The organism is Aquabacterium sp. TM01 (assembly GCF_057808345.1).
In genome coordinates, this window is the sequence record NZ_AP046529.1 from 989,278 (window position 1) to 1,011,731 (window position 22,454).

19 protein-coding genes, 1 tRNA gene and 1 pseudogene are annotated in these 22,454 nt (G+C 60.7%); 12 read left to right on the top strand and 9 right to left on the bottom strand.

Going from position 1 to position 22,454, the window contains the following annotated elements; all coding sequences use genetic code 11:
* Positions 1-24: 24 nt before the first annotated feature.
* Both AC3WW4_RS04590 and AC3WW4_RS04595 read right to left on the bottom strand, forming a co-directional pair.
* Complete coding sequence (locus AC3WW4_RS04590; protein WP_488827206.1) at positions 25-804, bottom strand: sulfite exporter TauE/SafE family protein; 780 nt, start codon at positions 802-804, stop codon at positions 25-27.
* Between the two features lie 72 nt (positions 805-876).
* Complete coding sequence (locus tag AC3WW4_RS04595) at positions 877-2,181, bottom strand: glutamate-5-semialdehyde dehydrogenase (RefSeq protein WP_488827207.1); 1,305 nt, start codon at positions 2,179-2,181, stop codon at positions 877-879.
* A 30-nt stretch (positions 2,182-2,211) separates the two neighbouring features.
* On the opposite strand from AC3WW4_RS04595, the gene AC3WW4_RS04600 reads away from it, so the two are divergent.
* A complete protein-coding gene (locus AC3WW4_RS04600; protein WP_488827208.1) occupies positions 2,212-2,619 on the top strand; it encodes a hypothetical protein in 408 nt (135 codons plus the stop codon).
* Positions 2,620-2,623: 4 nt separating this feature from the next.
* Here the strand turns inward: AC3WW4_RS04600 and AC3WW4_RS04605 are convergent, their stop codons facing one another.
* Positions 2,624-3,934 (bottom strand): FAD-dependent monooxygenase, encoded by a 1,311-nt coding sequence (locus tag AC3WW4_RS04605; RefSeq protein ID WP_488827209.1) that lies wholly within the window; start codon positions 3,932-3,934, stop codon positions 2,624-2,626.
* A gap of 127 nt (positions 3,935-4,061) precedes the next feature.
* Between AC3WW4_RS04605 and ispB the strand changes: the two genes are divergently transcribed.
* From ispB to AC3WW4_RS04660, 11 genes and pseudogenes are all read left to right on the top strand, one after another.
* A complete protein-coding gene (ispB, locus tag AC3WW4_RS04610; RefSeq protein ID WP_488827210.1) occupies positions 4,062-5,042 on the top strand; it encodes an octaprenyl diphosphate synthase in 981 nt (326 codons plus the stop codon).
* A 24-nt stretch (positions 5,043-5,066) separates the two neighbouring features.
* A tRNA-Pro gene (locus tag AC3WW4_RS04615) sits at positions 5,067-5,143 on the top strand.
* A gap of 202 nt (positions 5,144-5,345) precedes the next feature.
* Positions 5,346-5,720 carry a hypothetical protein gene (locus AC3WW4_RS04620; protein ID WP_488827211.1) on the top strand — a complete coding sequence of 125 codons (375 nt, stop codon included), beginning with the start codon at positions 5,346-5,348 and terminating at the stop codon, positions 5,718-5,720.
* 406 nt (positions 5,721-6,126) lie between these two features.
* Positions 6,127-7,014: a replication protein RepA gene (locus tag AC3WW4_RS04625; RefSeq protein WP_488827212.1), complete on the top strand. Its 888-nt coding sequence runs from the start codon at positions 6,127-6,129 to the stop codon at positions 7,012-7,014.
* Positions 7,007-8,071, top strand: coding sequence for an integrase (locus AC3WW4_RS04630; protein ID WP_488827213.1), 1,065 nt, complete (start codon positions 7,007-7,009; stop codon positions 8,069-8,071). Before AC3WW4_RS04625 ends, AC3WW4_RS04630 begins: the two co-directional genes overlap by 8 nt.
* 220 nt (positions 8,072-8,291) lie before the next feature.
* Positions 8,292-8,741: pseudogene (locus AC3WW4_RS04635) on the top strand (N-6 DNA methylase); the annotation flags it as partial.
* A 21-nt stretch (positions 8,742-8,762) separates the two neighbouring features.
* The gene (locus tag AC3WW4_RS04640) at positions 8,763-9,755 is read left to right on the top strand and encodes an Abi family protein (RefSeq protein WP_488827214.1); all 993 of its coding nucleotides are present in this window, start codon (positions 8,763-8,765) and stop codon (positions 9,753-9,755) included.
* 165 nt (positions 9,756-9,920) lie between these two features.
* Positions 9,921-10,961, top strand: coding sequence for a restriction endonuclease (locus tag AC3WW4_RS04645; RefSeq protein WP_488827215.1), 1,041 nt, complete (start codon positions 9,921-9,923; stop codon positions 10,959-10,961).
* 73 nt (positions 10,962-11,034) lie between these two features.
* The gene (locus AC3WW4_RS04650) at positions 11,035-12,507 is read left to right on the top strand and encodes a PIN domain-containing protein (protein ID WP_488827216.1); all 1,473 of its coding nucleotides are present in this window, start codon (positions 11,035-11,037) and stop codon (positions 12,505-12,507) included.
* The gene (locus AC3WW4_RS04655; RefSeq protein ID WP_488827217.1) at positions 12,467-12,934 is read left to right on the top strand and encodes an ASCH domain-containing protein; all 468 of its coding nucleotides are present in this window, start codon (positions 12,467-12,469) and stop codon (positions 12,932-12,934) included. Before AC3WW4_RS04650 ends, AC3WW4_RS04655 begins: the two co-directional genes overlap by 41 nt.
* A complete protein-coding gene (locus AC3WW4_RS04660; protein WP_488827218.1) occupies positions 12,931-13,461 on the top strand; it encodes an ATP-binding protein in 531 nt (176 codons plus the stop codon). Before AC3WW4_RS04655 ends, AC3WW4_RS04660 begins: the two co-directional genes overlap by 4 nt.
* Positions 13,462-13,902: 441 nt before the next feature.
* Here AC3WW4_RS04660 and AC3WW4_RS04665 read toward each other — a convergent pair whose 3' ends face one another.
* From AC3WW4_RS04665 to AC3WW4_RS04690, 6 genes are all read right to left on the bottom strand, one after another.
* Entirely contained in the window at positions 13,903-14,796 is an 894-nt protein-coding gene (locus tag AC3WW4_RS04665; RefSeq protein WP_488827219.1) for a plasmid partitioning protein RepB C-terminal domain-containing protein, read from the bottom strand.
* Positions 14,796-15,692: a plasmid partitioning protein RepB C-terminal domain-containing protein gene (locus AC3WW4_RS04670; protein ID WP_488827220.1), complete on the bottom strand. Its 897-nt coding sequence runs from the start codon at positions 15,690-15,692 to the stop codon at positions 14,796-14,798. The genes AC3WW4_RS04665 and AC3WW4_RS04670 overlap by 1 nt, the downstream gene beginning before the upstream one ends.
* Positions 15,689-17,242 carry a recombinase family protein gene (locus AC3WW4_RS04675; RefSeq protein WP_488829689.1) on the bottom strand — a complete coding sequence of 518 codons (1,554 nt, stop codon included), beginning with the start codon at positions 17,240-17,242 and terminating at the stop codon, positions 15,689-15,691. The genes AC3WW4_RS04670 and AC3WW4_RS04675 overlap by 4 nt, the downstream gene beginning before the upstream one ends.
* Positions 17,243-17,916: 674 nt before the next feature.
* Entirely contained in the window at positions 17,917-18,612 is a 696-nt protein-coding gene (locus AC3WW4_RS04680; RefSeq protein ID WP_488827221.1) for a response regulator, read from the bottom strand.
* A complete protein-coding gene (locus AC3WW4_RS04685; protein WP_488827222.1) occupies positions 18,609-21,335 on the bottom strand; it encodes a DUF4118 domain-containing protein in 2,727 nt (908 codons plus the stop codon). The genes AC3WW4_RS04680 and AC3WW4_RS04685 overlap by 4 nt, the downstream gene beginning before the upstream one ends.
* The gene (locus tag AC3WW4_RS04690; protein ID WP_488827223.1) at positions 21,310-22,077 is read right to left on the bottom strand and encodes a type 1 glutamine amidotransferase; all 768 of its coding nucleotides are present in this window, start codon (positions 22,075-22,077) and stop codon (positions 21,310-21,312) included. Before AC3WW4_RS04690 ends, AC3WW4_RS04685 begins: the two co-directional genes overlap by 26 nt.
* Between the last annotated feature and the right edge of the window lie 377 nt (positions 22,078-22,454).

Below are 22,454 nucleotides of genomic sequence, written 5' to 3' on the forward strand. Positions count from 1 at the left end.
GTGAGCTTCCTTCGCCACCCGGCGTCACAGCATCTGCCACGCATCGAGCCCGGTCTTCAGAATGAGGGCGCCCACCACCAACAGGAAGGCCACGCGGACAAAGCCGGCCCCGTGCTTGAGCGCCAGGTGGGTGCCCACCGCGCTGCCGGCCACATTGGCCACCGCCATCGGCAGGGCCAGCGCCCACACCACGTGCCCATGCGGGATGAACCAGGCCAGGGCGGCCACATTGGTGGCGAAGTTCAGGCGCTTGGCGGCGGCGCTGGCATGCAGGAAGTCCCAGCCCAGCAGGCGCACCAGCGCGAACACGAAAAAGCTGCCGGTGCCCGGGCCAAACACCCCATCGTAAAAGCCGATGAGTCCGCCAATGCCCGTGGCGATCAGCATCTCGCCGCGCGCTGACCAGTGGGGCGCGTGGTGGTGGCCCAGGTCCTTGCGCCAAAGGGTGTAGGCCCACACGGCGGCCAGCACAAAAGGCAGCGCCACCCGAAAGCGCACGGCCGGGATCAAGGTGGCCAGCCAGGCGCCCACCAAGCCGCCCAACATGGCGGCCACGATGGCGCCCATCAGGCGGGCCGAAGGCAGTTTCACGCGCCGGGCGTACTGCAGTGCCGCCCAGCCGGTGCCCCAGATGGACGCCGCCTTGTTGGTGCCCAGCAGCGTGGCCGGCACGGCCTGAGGGAACAGGCCAAACAGCGAGGGCACGATGATGAGCCCGCCGCCGCCCACGATGGCGTCCACCAGGCCGGCGCCGGCCGAGGCCAGCAGCATCAGGCTCACGTTGCTGAGGGTGAGGTCGAGCATCACAAGGGCGTTGTCAAAACAAAGAGCCCGGCAGGGCGCCGGGCTCGTGTCAGCTCAGGAAGCTTGTGCAGATCAGCTGCGCACTTCGCCCTGGCCCAGTACCACGTACTTCAGCGAGGTCAGTCCCTCCAGGCCGACTGGGCCCCGTGCGTGGAACTTGTCGGTGCTGATGCCGATTTCAGCGCCCAGGCCGTACTCGAAGCCGTCGGCAAAGCGGGTCGAGGCGTTGATCATCACGCTGGCCGAGTCCACCTCGCGCAAGAAGCGCATGGCGTTGGGGTGGTTGGTCGTCAGGATGGCGTCGGTGTGGTGCGAGCCGTACTGGTTGATGTGGGCCATCGCCTCGTCCAGCGAGTCCACCACCTTCACCGCGATCACCGGGCCGAGGTATTCCTCGTACCAGTCCTGCTCGGTGGCGTCCACCACCTTGGCACCGGCCACCTTGCCCAGCACGGACTTGGCGCGCAGGTCGCAGCGCATTTCCACGCCCTTGGCGGCGAACACGGCGCCGATCTTGGGCAGGAAGGAGTCGGCCTGCTTCACGTGCACCAGCAGCGACTCGGTGGCGTTGCAGGGGCTGTACTTTTGCGTCTTGGCGTTGTCGGTCACCTTCACGGCCAGGTCCAGGTCCACCTCGCTGTCCACATAGGTGTGGCAGTTGCCGTCCAGGTGCTTGATGACGGGCACGCGGGCCTCGGCGCTGATGCGCTCGATCAGGCTCTTGCCGCCGCGCGGGATGATCACGTCCACGTACTGTGGCATGGTGATGAGCTGGCCCACGGCGGCGCGGTCGGTGGTCTGCACCAGCTGCACGGCGTTGGCGGGCAGGCCAGCCTGGGTGAGGGCGGCTTGCACCAGCTTCCACAGTGCCAGGTTGGAGTGGATGGCTTCGGAGCCGCCGCGCAGCACGCAGGCGTTGCCGCTCTTGATGGCCAGCGAGGCCGCTTCAATGGTGACGTTGGGGCGGCTCTCGTAGATCATGCCGAACACGCCGATGGGCACGCGCATCTGGCCCACGCTGATGCCAGTGGGGCGGCGGCGCACATTGGTGATCTCGCCGGTCGGGTCGGGCAGGGCGGCGACCTGTTCGCAGCTCTCGGCCATGGTCTCGATGACCTTGTCGGTCAGGCGCAGACGGTCGACCATGGGGGCGGCCAGGCCGTGGCGCTCGGCGGCCATCACGTCGGCCTCGTTGCGCGCCTTCAGCTCGCCCGCATGGGTGCGGATCTGCGCGGCCAGGGCCAGCAAGGCGTTGTTCTTGGCGGCGGTTGAGGCTGCGGCCATGGTGGTGGCGGCCACACGGGCGGCTTGGCCCACGGCCGTCATGTACTGGTCGACCGGCAGGTCAAGGGCGGAGGAGGTGGTCGCGGTGTTCATAAGGCAAGATTGTCGCAAACTCTGCTCGCCATGCACCAGGTCATTCACATTCACCCTGACGCCCCCGTCAAACCGCCCGAGGGCGCACCCTGCAATGGCTGTGGGGTGTGCTGTCTGGCCGAGCCTTGCCCGGTGGGGATGGTGATCAGCCGCAAGCGACACGGTGCGTGCGCGGCCCTGGTGTGGTCGGATGCGGCAGGGCGCTATCACTGCGGCTTGATGCTGTCGGCCGGCGCCGTGCCGGTCGATGCCTCGGCGGCGTTGGGGTGGCTACGGCCTGTGCGCGCCTTGGCCCTGCGCTGGGTGCGCCGCCTGATCTCGGCGGGCAGTGGCTGTGATGCCAGCTTGGAGGTGGCCGCGTATCCTTCAGTCGACAACGGGGTCGGTGAAGGGACGCACCCGGGGCCGCATCACGGTCAGCGCGAAGACCGAGGCTGAGGCCTCAGCGCACGCCGAACATCATGGTGCGCGCCAGCAGGCGCTTGACCGGGCCCAGCGTCTGCACCGCGCCCAGGCCCAGGCCGCGCACGGTGGCCAGGATGGGGGCGGGCCACGTGAAGCTGCGGGCCAGGAAGTCGGTGGAAGCCACCAAGGCCAGGCGGTCGGGCTGACGGCGCCGCTCAAAGCGGCGCAGCGCGCGTTGCACCTTCATCTGGCGCGCGGCATCGTCGTCCACCGTGGACCAGGTCTGGTCTTTGAGGGCACCGAGCAGTTCGTGCACATCGCGCATGCCCAGGTTGAAGCCCTGGCCGGCCACCGGGTGCAAGGTCTGCGCGGCATTGCCGATGCGCACCACCTGGCCGTCGCTGACCAGGCGTCGGTGCGCATTGAGGCCCAGCGGGAAGGCCTTGAGCGATGACATCTGGCGGAGCGTGCCGACCTCTTCGTGGAAGATGGTGTTGAGCAGGGTGAGGCGCTGGGCGTCGTTGAGTTCGCGCACCGGGTCGTCTCCCTGCTGCACGCACCACACCAGCGCGGCACGTCGGCCGACGGGGCCGCCGACTTCCACCTGGCCCGGAGGCAGGGGCAGCAAGGCGGCCGGGCCGGAGGGGGTGAAGCGCTCGTAGGCCACGCCGGGCGCGCTGGTGTCGTCCAGCAGCACCTGGCCGACCCAGGCGGTCTGCTCGTAGTCCCGGCTCACGCCCTCGGGCCACTGCAGCTTGGGTTGATCGGCGAACACGCCGCCCTCGGCCACGACGGCCAGGTCAAACGATTCGGCGATGTCGGCGTCGATCTCCACGCCCTGGGGCAGGGGCTTGAAGCCGCGCACCGGGGTGCCAAAGCGCATGGCCAGACGGTGCTCGTCGGCGCTGACGGCCTTCAGCCAGGCTTCTTGCAAGGGCGCGACCAGGGTGCCGTAGCTCACGACCGCGCCCAGCTGGGGCACGCCTTGCTCCTGGGCACTGATGCGCACGGCGGGCTGTTGCGACCCGGGCCACAAGACGGTGGGCTGCTGCTGGGACACGTGCACCGCCTTGATCGGGGCACTGTGACCACTGGCTTCGATGGCATCCCAGATGCCCATGCGATGCAGCTCCTGCACGGTGCCTTGTGACAGGGCCAGGGTGCGGGCATCGGCGCGCACGTCCTTGTCGGCAGGGCGGGCATCGAACACCGTGATGCGGGCTGCGGGCAGGGCGCGTGCGGCTTGCAGGGCCAGGCTCAGGCCGGCCGGGCCGGCGCCGATGATGGCCAGGCGCAGCTCGACCGAAGGCAGGGGGGCGGAGGTGTCGGAAGCGTGAGAGGCGGACATGTGCAGACCTGAGGAGAAAAAGCCGGGTGCCCCTGTATTGTCCTGTGGAATATCGGTGCAGGGAAACCCGCAGCCTTCCTATAATCTCGGGTCTGCCCTTGACCGGGCGTTTCCTCGGCAACCCCGCGTGAGCACCTCCACCTCCCCCGCCAGCTACCGTACCCTCGCCGCGCCCGACATGGCCGAGGTCGATCAGGTCATTCACCGTCGTTTGTCTTCGCAAGTGGCGCTGGTCAACCAGATCTCGCACTACATCGTCAACGCGGGTGGCAAGCGGGTGCGCCCGATGGTGCTGCTGCTGGTGGCGCGCGCGCTGGGCTGCAACAGCTCGCAGATGCACGAGCTGGCGGCGGTGGTGGAGTTCATCCACACCTCCACGCTGCTGCACGATGATGTGGTCGACGAGTCCGACCTGCGCCGTGGCCGCCAGACGGCCAACGCCATGTTCGGCAATGCGGCCAGCGTGCTGGTGGGCGACTTCCTGTATTCACGCTCCTTCCAGATGATGGTCTCGACCGGACGCATGCGCGTGATGGAAGTGCTCGCCGAAGCCACCAACGTGATCGCCGAAGGCGAGGTGCTGCAGCTGGTCAACATGCACGACCCCGACATCTCGGTGGACGATTACCTGCGCGTGATCGAATACAAGACGGCCAAGCTGTTTGAGGCCAGCACCCGCCTGGGCGCCTTGATCAGCGACGCGTCGCCGGAAGTGGAAGAGGCCTGCGCCGCCTACGGCCGCGCCCTGGGCACCGCCTTCCAGCTGATCGACGACCTGTTGGATTACGAAGGCACGACGGCCGAGCTGGGCAAGAACATTGGCGACGACCTGCGTGAAGGCAAGCCTACTTTGCCGCTGCTGGCGGCCATGTCGCGCGGCACGCCCGAGCAGCGCGAGATGATCCGCAACGCCATCATCCACGGTGAGGTCGAGCGCATGCCCGACATCGTCGAGGTGGTGAAGGCGACCGGCGCGCTGGAGGTCACCCGTGAGGCGGCACAGGCCCAGGTGGACGTGGCGAAAAAGTGTCTGGCCGCCTTGCCGCCTTCGGAGTGGCGCGAAGCTCTGCTAGAATTGTCGCTCGATTCGATTCACCGGTCTTCCTGATTGGTTGGCAGTCGGAATCTGAATCGGGGTGTAGCTTAGCCTGGTAGAGCGCTACGTTCGGGACGTAGAGGCCGGAGGTTCGAATCCTCTCACCCCGACCAAAAAACACACCAAAAAGCCCAAGTGAATCAAGCACTTGGGCTTTTTTCTTTGAATCGTCATGAATGTCGTTTCAAAGCAAATTTCCGGACTCAGTGTCCCAAATTTGTCCCAAGACTTGAATGGGCATGAATGCAACCACTGGTGGCGCGCAGATTAGGCCTTTGACAGGCTCTGCATGGATCTGTACTGTTACGAACAGCCATGCATCTCGCACCGTTCACCCCAATTCCCAAACAGCTTCTCACGAAATACCGAGAGGCTGGGATGCGTGCGGCTGTTCGCTGCTGCGCGATCATGGGCATCCTGATGGTGCTCATGTTTTTGGCGCCTTCGATTTTTTCCGGCATCACTGGCGGACTGGTGACTCACGCGCTGGCCTTGGCCGTGACCATGTGCATCGTGGGCATTCTGGCTTCCATCTACTTCATCTGGTCGCCAGCACATGACGAGTTGGTTCGTCGAAAGAACGAGCCGTACCACGAAGGTGCCCGCGTTCGGTGGAATGCACTGGCCCGCCGCTTCTTCTCGGTCTCACCTCTCCGGGCGACGCCGCCGCCCCGAGCCGTCCATCGCTGAATTTGCGTCGCAGCGCTCGAAAGCGCTGTTAAGGCGACCGTGTCGCCCAACGCTTCGCGATGGTGAAGAAAATGACCAAACGTCCGGCCACCCAGAGCGGTGGCATCCCTCGATGCATTCGAATTGAAGAACTCTCCGCACTGATCGGCAAGACGGCAACCACGATCAGGACATGCGCGACCAACAAGAAGTACCAGCACCTGATCCCCGCACCGTTCAAGATGCCGCACAGTCGGCGCTTGTGCTGGTGGGAGCACGAAGTGCTGGCCTGGATCGAGTCCAACCGCCCCGCCGAACCTCCACCCCCTCGGCGCCCACGTGGAAGGCCGACCAAAGTGGAGCAGTTGGCTCGTGAAAGGTGGGCTCAAACGGCCGCAACTCGCGCATGCGAGGAAGGGGGCGCCCAATGAGTGCCGCCAAGCTGATCAATGCCAATGTTGCCATCAGCATGGATGCCCCCACAGGCGACGAACTGATGTTCTGTCACTCGATCATGAGTCAGATCGGGCTGCCCCGAAGCCAAGTCAAGGAAAGAGAGTTCCACCACACCGTTGGGGCAGCGTGGCTGAGTATCCATGCAGGCTTGCTAGATGAGGGGGAGGGACCGGTAGAGCAGCCAGTGCCATATGGCGCCACAGCACGACTTGCGCTGACCTGTGTTTCAACGCTCGCGTTGCGGCACAGGAGTTGCGAGATTGACCTCGGGCGCAGCGCTGCAGAATTCCTCTCCATGCTGGGACATGACCTCCAAGGGCATTGGTATCGGATGCTTCGGCGGCAAATGCATGCCTTGGCTGCGTGTCGCCTGCAGCTTGGGTTTCAAGGGCGAACTGTCAACAGCCTTCCCATTCAGCAGTTTGATGCCTGGCAGCCGCGCTCCTTCGGATCGGGCTCGCGCTGGCCGGGGCTTCTTGTGCTGAGTGCAGAGTTTTACGCTGAGCTCATCGAACACAGCGTGCCGCTGGATGGTCGTGCCCTTGCCGCGCTGAAGGGCTCGGCTCTTGCCTTGGACATCTATACCTGGCTGGCCTACCGCCTTCACCAAATTCAAAGTGCCCCCGTCGCAATCCCGTGGGCTGCCCTGATGCGCCAGTTTGTACATCAGCCGCAAGGGCGGCATGCGCAGGAAACCTTCCGACGTGGTTTTTTGCATGGCCTTCACAAAGTCCAGATGGTCTACCCAAAGGCGAAGGTTGTACCTTTTGGCGGAGGACTGGAACTGCACGCCTCACCACCTCCCGTCGCCAAGCAAGTCTTTGCTGCGGCCAAGCTGAAGGGCGGCTCGCATGAATGATCTCATCGAAGACTTGAAGGCCAAGCTGCTGCATGCCACGGAGTTGATTCAACAAATCGCCTCGGAGCGCAATCGCAGAACCGGTCGCTCACCCAATACCGAGCACGACTATCTGCGACTCGGACAGACCTTGCTGACACGCGCCAAAACTGCTGATGGTGGGCTGGTCGGTGCGGTGTCAGACACCCGCCGCCCAACCACCTTCCAGAAGCGGATCGCTGCGCTGCGTTTCACCTTGCAGTCGAGGCAGCTGGAACTGCTGGACAGCATCGTGGAGCCGGTGACCGCAGAGCGAGCTCAGAAGTGGTTGCGCACGCTCGACGAGCAAATCGGCCACATCCAATCGGTCATTGAACTCCGACGGCAGGGCCTGGTGGGCAAGAGGGCACGGCGCCGCAGCAAGAGAGTTGCACTGGGCGGACTGCCCTCAGACTGGCGGGAGCAGTTATGCCAACGAGGTGGCACCGGTCGGTACGCCGACGCCCTGCTGCTGGCAGCCTTGACCGGGTGTCGCCCTTCCGAGCTGGAGCGAGGCATCAAGGTCTCTCGGGTGGTCGATGCTGAAACTGCGCGATCACTGATTCAGATGCTGGTTCCCGGGGCCAAGGTCAAGAAATCACAAGGACAGCCCACCCGGTGCATTCGATATGCTGAAGACGATGACCATCCTCTGGTGCTGAAGCTCAAAGAGGCATTGAGCCAGTCTCAGCAATCGCCCTTGGTCGTCCAGATCAACCACGCGGGCAACTTCTCTGCGGAGGTGCGGCGATTGGCTGCCAGTCTCTGGCCCGCACATCCGCAACCAATCACGGCGTACTGCTTGCGACACCAGTGGGCAGCGGATGGCAAGCGGATTGGTGATGCAGGTGCTGTCAGTCGTGGACTGGGACACCTGTCTGACAAGACTCAAAGGCTTTACGGGACGGCATCGCAAGGGAGGCGTGGCCATCTTCTGCAGCCTGTGAGCGTGGAGGCAGAACGGCCCGTCAAAGATGCGTCTCCAAGCGGTACTGCGGACGCGTCAGAGAACCTAGATCAGCCCGAGCCGAGCGGCTGATGAAAGCCTTGGGTTAGCTGCCCGCTTGGGCACGTATTGCGACCGAAATAAGGTAGCCCATCCGCAGATTGGGGCAATGAAGAGGTTCATTGCCCCAATCACGCCTGACGCTGGTCAGGTACGGCAAAACTTTGCGTCGCAAAAATGCATGCAAAGGCAGTACATTTGCGGCACACCATTGACGAGACGCTGCCATGTCACGCCTGAAGGACGAAACCCTATCCGCACCAAGCTGCTCAAGGATGGGCACATCGACACGGTGATTGGCCTGCCCGCCAACCTGTTCTTCTCCACGGGTATCCCGGTCTGCATCCTGGTGCTGAAGAAGTGCAAGAAGCCGGACGACGTGCTGTTCATCAATGCCGCCGAGGAGTACGACAAGGCCAAGCGGCAGAACGTGCTCCAGCCTGAGCACATCAACAAGATCATCGGCACCTACCAGTTCCGCAAGGAAGAGCAGCGCTACTCGCGCCGGGTGAGCATGGAAGAAATCGAGAAGAACGATTTCAACCTGAACATCTCACGCTACGTGAGCACTGCGGAGGACGAAGAAGAGATCGACCTAGCGAAGGTGCACGAGGAGTTGGTGGCCTTGGATCGGAAGATCAAGACAGCCACACAGCAGCACAACGAGTTCCTCAAGGAGCTGGGGCTGCCATTGCTGCCCTGACTCCCCGGAAAGGCCCACCGCGTGAGCTATCCCAAACCCTGGAAGAGCTATGCCGATCAACTGGACAAGTTGATCGGCCGGGGCATGGTCGTCACCGACCGAGCTCGGGCGCTGGACTACCTGGAGCGCATTGGCTACTACCGCCTCAGCGGCTACTGGTTCGCGTTCCGCGAACGCAGCGAGCCGTTATGCCTGTTGGATGAGCTCGGTCGCAAGCCGAAGAAGGTGCGCGAAGAGCGCATCGCCCTCGATGCTTTCAGGGCTGGGACCACCTTCCAAAATGCGGTGGACCTGTACGTGTTCGACAAGCAACTTCGGCTGCTGGTTATGGACGCGCTGGAGCGCATTGAAGTCGCGCTGCGCGTGGACGTGTCCCACACCCTCGGGCAACTTGACCGCTTTGCCTACCTCAAGCCCGAGCTCTTCCACGACGAGTTCAGCGTCAAGCTCGACAAGGATTCCGGCGTCACCCGGCACCACGAGTGGCTGGGCAAGCATGCGCAGTTGATCGGCCGATCCCGGGAAGAATTCGTTCGGCACAACCGGACGAAATACGGCCTACCACTGGCGATCTGGGTGGCCTGCGAGGTGTGGGACTTCGGCACGCTTTCGACGCTGTTCAACGGCCTTCGTGAGGCCGAGCAAGATGCGATTGCCAGCCAGTACAGAGTGAGCAACGGCCGGGTGTTCGCGACATGGCTGCGAAGTCTGAATTACCTGCGCAATGTCTGTGCGCACCACAGCCGTCTTTGGAATCGGAACATCGTCGATCAGCCGAAGCTGCCGTCGTCTGCAGAGCAGGCCTGGGTCACACCGTTTGAGACCGATGCGCACGCGCGGGCACGCTGCTTCTTGCTCTTGAGGATCACCCGACATCTGCTGGGCGTGGTCAACCCTCGGTCAAGCTGGCCTGATCGTATGAAAGCACATCTGCTCGCCTTCCCCGACCTGTCGCACGTTGGCCTGAACGTCGCTGGCATGGGTGCCCCTGGCGGCTGGGAGGCAAACTGGTAAGCACAGACAATAAAAAAACCCCTCAGCAGCTTCCCTGCCGAAGCAGAGTCGCCGAGAGGGGCCGTGTTGGCGCAATTTTAGGCTACGGAGCGAAAGTCCGTCAACGTCCGTGGTTGTCCGTCGACGTCCGGCAAGGGTTAAAAAACGGACAAATTGGGAGGAAAAATGGCGATTTGGCTGGTTCGTGCGGGGTCGCACGGTGAGTACGAGCAGAAGTTCATCCAAGAAGGGCGGGTCTATGTGACCTGGGATGACCTGAACCTGGACCTGTCCAAGCTGCAACAGCGTGGTGACTTGACTGCGGTGATGACGGAGCGCTACCCAGAGGCGAAGCCAAAGGCTGTGCAGAACTGGGTGAGTCAGGTCTGGCCCTTCGCACACGAGATGCAAAAGGGCGACCTCGTGGTGCTTCCGCTGAAGACTCAATCTGCAGTCTACGTCGGCGAGATCACCGGGGACTACCGCGCTGAGAAAGACGGCCCGAACCCCTTCTTCCATTCCCGAGCAGTGAAGTGGATCGGCGAGGCCATTCCCCGAACGCACTTCGGCAAGGACTTGCTGTTTTCCTTTGGGGCGTTTCTCACCATCTGCCGCATCCAACGCAACAACGCAGAGCTGCGCATCGCTGCCATGCGCGTCAACGGGTGGAAGGCGGAAACGCTCGCTTCGCCTGCGAAAGCCGCTACAGCAACGACCACCGATGCAGAGGCCGCCGACACTGACCTGGACGAGCTGGCCCGTGACCAGATCGCTGCACTGGTCTCGGCTCGCTTCAAGGGGCACGGGCTGACCCGATTGGTAGAAGGAATCTTGAAGGCGCAGGGCTACACCACCTACCGCAGCCCTGAAGGCGCTGACGGCGGAGCGGACATCCTCGCGGGCTCTGGCCCCCTGGGCTTTTCTGTGCCGCGCTTGTGCGTGGAGGTGAAATCCGAGGATTCGGCTATTGGCCGGGAGCCTGTGGACAAGCTTCTGGGCGCCATGACGAAATTCAACGCCGACCAAGGCCTGTTTGTGGCATGGGGAGGCTTCAAGGGCAATGTGCAGAAGGAGCTGGCGTCGCAGTTCTTCCGGCTGCGCCTGTGGACGCAGAAAGAATTGCTCGAACATCTATTTGAACAGTACGAGCGTCTGGACGATGACCTCAAGGCCGAGTTGCCGCTGAAACGGGTGTGGATGGTGGCATCGCAAGACGAGGTGCTTTAGCACGGTCCGACGCCGGGCTCATCCGACAAATTTCAATCAAAAAAATGTCTGCCAGGTCACAGGGAGGAAACCAGTGCCGAAGCAACTCACGCTTCTACTCGATACCAATGTCCTGATTCCCCTTCAGGACTCGTACGCCGTTTTGAGTGACTGCCTTGCAAGCTTTCATCGCTTGGCGCTGACTGGTGGCCACCGGCTTGTCTACCACCCGGCCAGCCTCGAAGATTTTGGGCGGGATGCGGACGCAGCTCGTAGGGCTAGAAATTTGGAGCACATTCGTCGGTATCCAGCACTTGAGAACCCAGCCAAGTGTCCCTGGAATTTGCCGACCACAAGCCCAAATGATGCCTGTGACAACGAAATCCTGTACGCGCTTGAATGCGATGCGGCACACGCGCTCGTCACTGAAGACAAAGGACTATTGACGAAGGCCCGTGGACGTGGGCTTGGCCATCGCATATACAACATCCAGACGGCAGAGGATTGGCTGCGGCGATTGCATCAGCCATTCGACGTTACCTTACCAAACATCGACGATGTGCCGCTGCACAGCTTGACGCCTGAGCTGTCGAGCGCATTCTTCGATAGCTTGCGTGATGGCTACACCGGGTTCGACGACTGGTTCCGCAAAAAGTCCCGCGAGAATCGGAAGGCCTGGGTCTACAGAGATGAGGCTGGTGTGCTGGGGGCGCTCTGCGTGTATGACGTTCAGACAGACGAAGTCATAACAGAGGAAGGGCATCGCCTTGAGGGGAAGGCGCTCAAGCTTTGCACATTCAAAGTAGGTCAGAGCGTGCGAGGTCGGAAGATCGGCGAACTTTTTCTGAAAGCCGCATTTCGGTTCGGGACCGAGAATGCCTGCGAACACATTTTCATCCATGCGGATGTGGAGCAGCACGGCTATTTGGTGAACCTTCTCGTTGATTTCGGGTTCGATGACGTCGGCACTTACGGGTCTGATCGGGTCTTTGTGAAGCGGCACCCTGTCAACGCTCCGGAAGCAGGGGAGCTGTCTGCACTTGAATATGTACGACAGTTTTTCCCCCACTATCTAGCCGACCATCACGTACAGAAGTTCCTGGTTCCGATCCAGCAAGGCTTCCATCAGATTCTCTTTCCTGACTATCACGCACTTCAGCCCCAACTTTTTGCGACGCGCGGCAGTGTGGGAAATGCGATCAAGCTGGCCTACCTCTGCTATGCCGCTTCAAAGCAAATTCGCCCTGGCGACATACTTCTGTTTTATCGGTCAGAAGACGAGCAAGCGATCACATCGCTGGGTGTTGTTGACCAGTTCGAGGAGCTCAGCGATGCCGCCATGATCGCCGCCATGGTCAGTCGGCGTACGGTGTACAGCATCAAAGAGATCGAAGCCATGGCCGCAAGGCCAACGAAGGTCATTCTCTTTAGGCTCATCAAACACTTTCTTGCTCCGACCAATTTCCAGCGCCTCCGGAAGGATGGGGTGGTCGCGGGCAACATTCAATCCATCACGAAGATTTCCGATGACGCGTTTTCAAGAGTGCTTACAGCCTCAGGGGCCTAGGGCCATCCTGCTATCAGTCAAACCACGGTTTGCTGATCAGATCATCGCTGGGACCAAAACGGTGGAATTTCGCCGGTCATGGGCCGCCAAGCCTGTTGGTTTGGCCGTCGTGTATTCCAGCTCGCCCGTCCAACGCCTCATTGGCATTGTCGAAATTGAAGGCACTGTCCTGGCGTCACCTTCCTCGGTGTGGACGAAATGTCGTTCGCGCGGGCCCGGGCTCGAACGGAAGGAACTGATGGAGTATTTCAGTGGCAAGAGCCAAGCCTATGGGGTCTTGCTCGGTGGGGTGACGCTTCCATCGAAACCAATTTCGCCAAAGTCGTTGTTCAAAGCCTTTCGGGCCCCCCAGTCATATCGCTATCTGAGCGCAAACGAACTTCGTCGCATCGGCAAGCAGTTTGGACTCGTTGAGGAACTCGAATGACCATCTTTGTTGCCGGAATTCACGGCGCAGGTAAGACCTTTGCCACCAAGCCAGCTTGCCAGAAGCTTGGGCTGATACATGCGACCGCCAGCCAACTTATCAGGGAAGAGCGAGGCCTGGCCTCATGGGACGCCGGAAAGGTGGTCTCGGACGTGGAGCTGAATCAGCGTGCGCTCATCGCGGCTGCCACGCGCATTCGACTGGGGGGCGCGACGCTTGTCTTGGACGGCCATTTTGTGCTTCGTCGGGCGCCTGGTGTTCATGAGCGGTTGTCTGTTGATGTGTTCCGCGCGCTAAGTTGTTCATCTCTGCTGTTGATCCGTAATCCGGTATCAGTGGTTCTTGATCGACTGATCGCTAGGCAAGACATGACCTGGAGTCATGCCGAATTGGAAGGCTTCAGCGAGGCCGAGGATACCCACGGGGCCGAGGTTGCAAACGCACTCGGAATCACCTTGACCATTCTGGATACACCCTGCCTCGCCGACGTGGAGACTTGGTTGAAAGCGGCTTCCACCACCAACTGACTCGCGTGATTTTCACCCAATGGTTGTCACATTGGTGGCCCCATCTACGACATGCTGTTAACACCGTCTTCACACAGTGCCCCCACATGTTCGGCACAAGGTCGCCACAGTCTTCACTCCTTGTTGACGCCCTACCTCGCACAGTTCAGTAGGACGCGCCGCATCAGAAACGTTGTCCCCACGTCGCACTGCACATTCTTTGAGCTGCGTTCTCGTAGCTCAAAGAATGTGGCCGCTGGGCGTGATTTCGCCAGAAATCAGGCATGGTGGCCGATTGGGGACAACTCGAAAGGTTGATGCGTCCAGCCCGTCAAGGCTGTTCAACGATTGCGGCCACATGCCGACACGCCGCCATCGTTGCGGCGACGACGCCTCCACTTTGCTTCAAACCGCGACAGCATATGCACTGTGTCTTTTACCGTGATCACTTGCTGAGAATGGTCAGGTAGCCAGGTTCTCAAGATCTGCAATCAGCTGCAGTTGATGAAGGTATTCACCGTGATTCCGCGCAAGCCAGCGGACCACCTTGGCGTTTTCCAGCAGGGTCTTGATGTAAGTCTTGATGATCACCAGTTGCAGGTTGTCAGGCCCATAGCGCTCCTCCAGCAGCTTCGTGTCTGCCTGAACCGCAGCGAGTTCCCGCCGCAACCGGTTGAGCGTCTCTGAAGAACTGCTCTGCTGGGTCTTGATGCGGACCTCATCCAGTAACTGTTCTGGTGCGGTGGCCTGCAACATGGCCATGGCCATCTTGACCGAGTAGTTGTTCAGGTCAATCATCGACTTGGAAACGTCGATTTGGCGCAGTGGCTTCATCTGGCGCAGCACGTTGAACATCGACCTGGAGGCCGGCTTGTCGGCCAGAAGGCGAATGGCTTCGTCGCAGATGCCATCAAGCAGCTTGAATCGGGCAATGATGGCCGCCTTGGAAATGTCCAGGGCATTGGCCAGTGTCTCGGGGGAGACGCCACGATCCACCGCGCGCACAATCATGCGGTGCTCTTGAATGGCCGATAGCCGATTGACTCTTTTGTTGTACGTGTAGGCCTCATCGTCTTTCGAGATGAGGCACAAAGCGCTTTCGGATTGCAACTCCTTGAGCGCTTCGAGTCGGAGGTGACCGTCAAGAACCATGTACGACCCTTGATGTGCCGGATGTGGGATCACGGCCAGGGGCTCGACGATTCCGATGGCTTTGATGGATGCCCGGATCTGCGAGTATTTGACACTCTGCTGGAGTGTCGCCGGCTGAGGCTTTGAGCCCAGAAGCAGGTTCAGCGAGACCTCGACCAGATCGCGCTCGAAGCCCAGCTTCAATGGTTTGTTTGTGCGGTCCATTAGAAGAGCCCCCCGATCTGCGCGTTCTCGGCCAGCGGCTGGGGAATGCTGGTCAACTTCTCGGCTTTCAGCAACGCACAGAAATCTGTGCTCGTGAACAGCTCCTTGAAAATCTGTTTTGACAGCATCAAGGACTCCTGTGCATGCTCGGCCTTCTTCTGGATGCGTCTGTGTTCGTCGGTGTTGCGCTGGTACAGCTTCGCAAGGTCTTCAGGGCTCAGATGTCGGGAGGGGTTCTTCGCGCCATAGACCTCCGGTCCATGGCGCTTGCCGCTGCGCATGCGGTGCTCCAGGATCCGTCGCATCACGCTGATCTTCTTCCCCTTGAGGTCACCCCTCTCGTAGGCGTCGTGCAGCAGTTGTTGAGCTTCGGTTTCAGATGCACGGGAGATTTGAACCGCCACATGCAACGGCACGTGACCGGCCTCTGTCGCCGCAAGCAGGCGTTTCTCGCCACGCTCCAGGAGGGTGGCGACATTGTTCACCCACGACGCGGAGCAGCCAATCTTCTTGCCAACCTCGGCGTCGCTGTACCCCCTTGCCCGGAGCACTGTCACTTGTTCAATCGTTTCGCTGGCGCGAGGTGTGCGCCGCGCAATGTTCTCGACGATGCTCATCACGTGTCCGACCTCTTCGTTAGCGTCCACCACGATGGCTGGTATGTGCTCGTGGCCCAGCGATTTGCACGACTCCAGTCGGCCCTGGCCGCAAACGAGCGCATATGACTTTTCCTCGCCATGAGGCAGGCGTCGGACCGTGATGGGGCGTTTGAGGCCGACAGCAGAAATGTTGTCGGTGATTTCCTGATGGATCCGGCTGTTGCGGACACGGGGGTTGGCGACAATGATCTCGTCGATGGGAATCATCTCGACTTGATTCTTCGATGTGTTGGTCATGCTGCCTCCTCAAGTGGAACACGTGCCGTCAAGGTGTAGAAGTCATCCAACGTGTCTGTGCGATAGGCGTCAAGAACAAAGCCGTTTTGTTCCATCGTGGGGAGCGCATCGACAGAGAAGTCGATTGAGGGCAGCACGTAATAGTCGAGTGCCGTGCTGTTCGTGGCGTTCATGCGTGCCACGACGGTGATGTCCGGCCGAAGACTCGTGTCCAGGCGGATGCGCCATCGATAACAGCCTGCGGGAGTGGGCTTGCATCTAGCGATGACGACCGAGACGGTGAAGTCGTCATTGACGATCAAAAGATCGTTCTCAGCGTCTTGTCGGACCCAGCCCCTGCCGGATGAAATGCACCGAGAGATCTCGGCGATCAGGTCAGGATGTCGCCGGCGCAGTTCCCGATTGATTTCCAGGTATGCGAAGTCACGTTTGGGGTTGAAGCCAACCAGGCTGTAGGCGCGCAGCAAGCTGCCGAATCGAGTGCGATAGGCGGAGCTGGAGGGGACGCCGTCTTCCTCATCGATAAGAAGCCCAGACAGCGCCCCGTGTTTTTCAAGCAAGCACTTGAGTAGGTCGAGCATCTGCGATTCGTCGAGATGCCTGGATCGGGCCGTAATGATGGCCCTCGCGCGCATGAAGTCGTCTGTTGGGACGATGGCAGGGAAGGCGCCATCCTTGCGGATCCATTCATCGGGCGTATTGCGCTTGTGTTCAATCTTCAACTTGAATGACGTCTTGTTGTAGACGTTGTTGCCGACGTACTTTTCGTTGGTCAAGACCTGATGAACGGTGCCCCGTGTCCATAGGCGGCCAAGGTCCGTCAACACGCCGCGCCTGTTCAGGGTCGAGGCGATCACGCGCTCGGGCATGCCGTCATCAAGAAACATCCGGTAAATCTGTCGAACAGTTTCGACTTCTTCGGCCGGTCCAGGGATGAGCAGCACCCGATCTGTCTGGATGCTCTTTTTCTCACCCCTCGCAAGGATTGCTTTGATGTTGTGCTGCTCGTCAATCAACTGGCGTCGAAGGCCAAAGCCTGGTGCGCCACCTTGACGATAGCCTCGTTGCACCAGGTTGCGATGTCCAGCGAAGACCTTGACCGACAGCTCACGGCTGTACTCCGCCGCCATGCTGCGCTTCAGGCCGACCATGACTGTGGAAGACAGTGACCCGTCGTTGGTGAACGGCTCGGCGCAATAAATGACCTTGATACCGCGCCGCTTGCAGGTTTGCTCGTAAACGGCTGCTTCATCCGGGTCAGGGAAGCGCCCCCATCGGCTGATGTCGTATACAAGAATTGCGCGGAACTCAACGGCGGAATTCTCGACGTCTTGAAGCAGTTGTTGAAGGCCAGGACGTCCCCTGATGTTCAAGCCACTCTTGCCTGCGTCTGTGTATGTCTTGATGATCCGCATCTTGTGTGCGGCTGCGTATTCAGCGATGGCCAACGATTGGTTGTCGGTGGAATAGCGCTGGTGTTCGGTTGACATCCGAACGTATTGCGCCACCGGTATGGTGGTCAGATCTTCTTGTGAGTTTTCATGAACCACCACGAACTCCCTACGCAAGGGTAAGAGAACCACATGGTGTTTTTTCAGTATTGCAGTTTGATGACGATGGGTGACGTGGTCCGCGTAACATTCGAAACGTACAGGTTGAAAGCTTGCCCATTGAGTCGATCCCTCTCGCGGAATCGCAATGTCGTTGAGTGAATCAGCTGCTGCCAAGCCTGTTGCCAGAGGACCCATCGTCGCGGACGATCAGACCAAGCGTTCTGCCGCCATCAATGAACAGGGGCGCCTGCCTCGTATCAAAGCCTTGGAGATAAACCAACTTTTCGTTGCGCGATGGTCATACCGGAGAGAAGATTCAGTGCTTCACCCACAGTGAAGCGCCCCGGCCGACGCCATGTCTCGCACGGCTGTGGAGCGTGAGGCGATGACGACGTCGCAGCATGGAATGTCATGCCAACCGTCATCCCAAGATCGCGGGACCGGCACGACGTGTTGCATAACCAGGCACACGGTCGGCTTTGGACAGGCAGACTGAGCCCCGGCTATGTGGGACAAGGTCAAAGCGTCAGAGCGCAGGAGCTTTTCCTGATAACTTCGTCATTTGGATTAGCTATTGACGCGCAGATCCATGGGGGCAGACTGAACCGGAAGAGGAGCCTTCGCGGTGTGAAGCTTGGGTGCTCCAGAGGCACGTTCACAACCAGGATGGCTTATCGATTGACGAAGCGATACCCCACACCGACCTCGGTCAACAGGTGTTGGGGCATGGATGGGTTGGCCTCGACCTTTTTGCGCAGGTTGGCCATGTGCACGCGCACGTAGTGGGTGTCTTCACCATGTCCCGGGCCCCAGACGGCCTTAAGCAAATGGCTATGCGTGATGACGCGATCCGGCTGACCGGCCAGGTAAGTGAGCAACTTGTACTCAATAGGGGTGAGGTGGACCAGTGTTCCCCGCTTGCTCAATTGGCGCCTGACGAGATCCAGCTCCAGTTCGCCAAAGCGAATGGTGCTGTCGCCACTGGGCGTCTGATGCAGGTGTCTGCGTAGTTGAGCTCGCACTCTGGCCATGAGTTCACCGGAGCCAAAGGGCTTGACCAAGTAGTCGTCGGCACCTGCATCCAGTGCATTGATCTTGTCGGCCTCGGCGCTGCGTGCTGATAAGACGATCACAGGTGTAGTCGACCATGTTCGGAACTCGCGGATGAAGTTGGCCCCATCTCCGTCAGGTAAGCCCAGGTCGAGTACCACGAGATCAGGCCGACGGGTGCCCGCTGCGATCAGGCCTCGTCGCAACGTGTCAGCCTCGTGTGATTCGTGCCCCTCCGATTCGAGAGTGAGTCGAACAAAGTGCCGGATCGTCGGATCATCTTCGATGACCAGAATGTGTGCATGCAGTTCGCTCATGTGAGGCAACTCGTTACAAAGGCTGAGGCAGTGACGCTACCATCATCGCTGGGTGGTGTTCCAGTCGGTAGCGTCACGATGAAGCGGGCACCCCCGCCATTGCGTTGTTCCGCGTGAATCTGCCCGCCGTGTGCCTGAACAATGGCGCGGCAAATCGCTAGCCCCAAACCCACGCCGGGCAGTGCACTTTCACGGGTGCCTCGCTCGAATTTTTGGAACAAAGCCTCCTCTCGACCTGGGGGCAATCCTGGTCCTCGGTCATCGATGCAGATGGTGACTGTGCCACTGGCGCAGTCTGCATGCAGCTCAATGGGGGAGCCTGCGGGGGTGTACTTGGCGGCGTTCTCCAAGAGGTTGACGAGCACACGCTCAATCAGTACGGCGTCCAGGTGAAGCAAGGGCAGGTTCTCGGCAAGATCGACGGTGATCGGACGATCTTTCAGTGTGGGCTGGCTCGCTGCAAGCGCGCTGCCCACCACTTCCTCCAATGGTTGCCACTGGCGATTGAGCTGCACCGCACCGGCTTCCAGCCGGGCCATGTCAAGCAGATTGTTGACGAGGACTCCCATGCGAATCGCGGACTGGCGCATGGCCCCTGCGATCTCGCGCTGTGGGGGGGCCAGTGTGGGCCTGGATGTTTCGAGGGCATCGGCCATGCCCACCAAGCCTGAAAGAGGCGTACGCAAATCGTGTGAAATGGCTGACAGCAGCGAGTTGCGCAGTCGCTCGGACTCGATCTGAATGGTGCTGGCCTGAGCCACCTCAATGTAATGGATGCGTTCGAGCGAGATCGCCAGCAATGAGGCGCAGGTTTCCAGCAGTCGATGCTGAGCCGAATCGAGGTTGGTGTGTTCCGGAGGCATGATGACAAGGGCCCCGCGGGTTCGCATGGGTGCGTTCAGGGGGAGTACCAGTGTGCGACTGGCAGGCAGGGTGTCGGTCCCAGATCCCGCTGCACGACCTTTGCCGAAGGCCCATTGGGCCACGGCCATGTCAACTTCGCACCGGCCTCCATTCACAGACTTCAGTTGATCTGCATCGTCGGCGACCAGCAAGGTACCTTGGGCCTGAAACTCGGCAGCAAGAAAACGCTGTGCGATGTCGGACACCTGTTCAACCATCAGGGCGGATGACAAGTCACGGGCCATTTCGTACAGGCTGCGCACCCGTTGCTCACGGCGTATGGCTGATTCCGCCTGAACCTTGAGCACAGCGGTGAGTTGTCCGATGGTCAGGGCAACGGCGAGCATGACCATGAACGTCACTAGGTACTGGACGTCGCTGACAGCGAACGAAAAGCGAGGGGTGACAAAGAAGAAATCGAATAAGCCCACGCCCAGGAAGGCAGCAGTCAAGGCCGGACCGCGGCCGAAGCGCAGTCCGACGCCCACCACGGTCAACAGGAAGAGCATGACGATGTTGGACAACTCCAGGATCTGCTGCAAAGGTGTGGCGAGCAAGGCTGTGAGCACGCATGCCGCCACTGCCGCGCCATGTCCTTGCCACGCCATGGCTGGCTTGTCTGAGGGCGCAGCGGGAGATGCGGGCGCATTGCTCGTGTTGCCGAGACTTGCGGCTGGGGTGGACACCTGCAGGACATCAATCTCAGAGGCCATCTCTGCGATGCGATCTGACAGCACGACGTCCCAAGGCCAGCGTCGACCATGTCGCCCCATCACCAGCCTGACCAAGTTCTGCTCACGAGCGTAGCGGACAAGCGCCTGAGCGACGTCAGAACCGGGGCGAACCGCCGTGGTCGCGCCCAACTGAGCAGCCAGCTTCAAGGTGCGATCCACTTCGGGAGAAACAGCACCGTCCTGGCCCGATGTGGCAAGTGGCTCGATGTGCACCGCATGCCAGTTCACGTCCAGTTGTGCAGCCAAGCGCGCGCAGCTTCGTACCACCTTGTCAGCCTGCCCGTCCGAGCCTACGCAAGCCAGCAGGGCCTCACGGTTTGGCCAGACGCTTTCAACCGATGCCTGTCGGCGGTAGGCCAGCACCTGGTCATCAACCCGATCAGCCGTGCGACGCAGAGCCAGCTCGCGCAAGGCCAGCAGATTGCCCTTGCGAAAGAAGCTGCCGGCAGCACGTTCTGCCTGGTCTGGCAGGTAGACCTTGCCCGCTTTGAGTCGCGCCAGTAGTTCATCGGGAGGAAGGTCCACCACGACCACCTCGTCGGCTTCGTCGAACAGACGATCAGGGACGGTCTCCCACACTCTTATGCCGGTGATGCCGCTGACCACATCGTTGAGGCTTTCGAGGTGCTGGACATTCATGGTCGTCCAGACGTCGATGCCAGCTTGTAACAACTCTTCGATGTCCTGCCAACGTTTGGGATGGCGTGAACCAGGTACGTTGCTGTGAGCCAACTCGTCTACCAACACCAAGGCATTGTTGTGTTCTTGACCGAAGGCCAGTGCGGCGTCCAGATCGAACTCTTTGAGTGCTCGATCGCGGTACTGAACCTGACGAAGGGGCAACCGTGGCAGACCTTCGGCCATGCGCTCAGTGTCATGGCGGCCATGGGTTTCCAGCAGACCGATGATCAGCGAGCGACCCTGTGCCTGACTGGCGCGAGCGGCCGCCAGCATCGCCCAAGTTTTGCCGACCCCCGCAGAGGCACCGATGAAGATCTTCAAACGCCCCCGATCCGCGCGGATGTCGTCCTGCTTCACCTGTTGCAGCAATTCATCGGGGTCAGGCCGTTCTCGTCCGGAATACATGGCGGGTTCCTTCTTGTTCTCCGAAGTGTGCGCTTGATTGCATCAAGAAGGTGTCAAGACGGTGGGGCATGTGGTGCCTGGATGCCATAGGGCTTTCAGGCAGATGTGCGGTCCAGTCGCCATAAACGCGACGGGCCAACGTGTGCAGCGCAGGCAGCCAGACAGGGGCGTCCGAGAGGATCTGACTGGCAGCCTGAACGCTGGGAGAGTGGTGACACGCCAGCTCTGGAGCACCATGTTGGCACCAGGCTGTCAGGATGTCGGGGGTGATCTCCAAGTGGCATTGCAAGGCCAGATGTGGACCGAGGCGGAAGCCCTTGTTTTGGCAATGCTGTCCGATGAGGATGCGCTCAGCACCGGCTGGAATGTCGAAGGTTTCATGGTGCCAGTTGAACGACGGCACCGCCTGAAAGGTGCCCCAAAGGCCGTGAGCGTAAGGGGTGGGCGTCAACATGCGCCACCCGATGTCAGGTCGCGGCAAGCGTCGGACCGAAGCGCCAGCGACGCCGGCGAGCATCTGGGCGCCGAAGCAATGCCCGAGGACAGGCACGTCTTGCGAAAGTGCATCTTGAACCAAACGTTGCTCTTCGTAGATCCAACGAATCGGATCGTGGATGCTGTGATCGCTACCCAGTAGGGCGATGCCGCTGAAGCGGCTGGCTGACCGAGGGAGCGGGTCGCCCTGACTGGGTTGGATGTGGACCATGGGGATGCCCCACTGGGTCAGCAGCGCTTTCAGCATGCCAGGGCCTTGCACGGCATCGTGCTGAATCACGGCAACGGGTCTCATCTTGGTGAGCGCAACAACAGGGTGGCGCGTTGGTTTGGACCATGCCCAATCTAGGTATCGCGGCGGCAAGACGATGTAGAGAAGGCGGGTTTGGGTGTCAAGAATTGGTGAAGCTCGTGCATGAGCGAGTGGTTCAGGTCGGTCTTGATGCGTTCTTGATCCGGGCATGCCAAAGCTTGGCCCCGTCTTGACGGCTGCCTTCCTACGATCGATGGCATCGGATATGAACAGGAGAACCCGATGGACATCGTGTTTGTCGCGCTGGGCGCGACGTTCTGGCTGCTCATCGTCGGCATGGCGATGGGGTGTGATCGTTTGAAGCGGAGTGC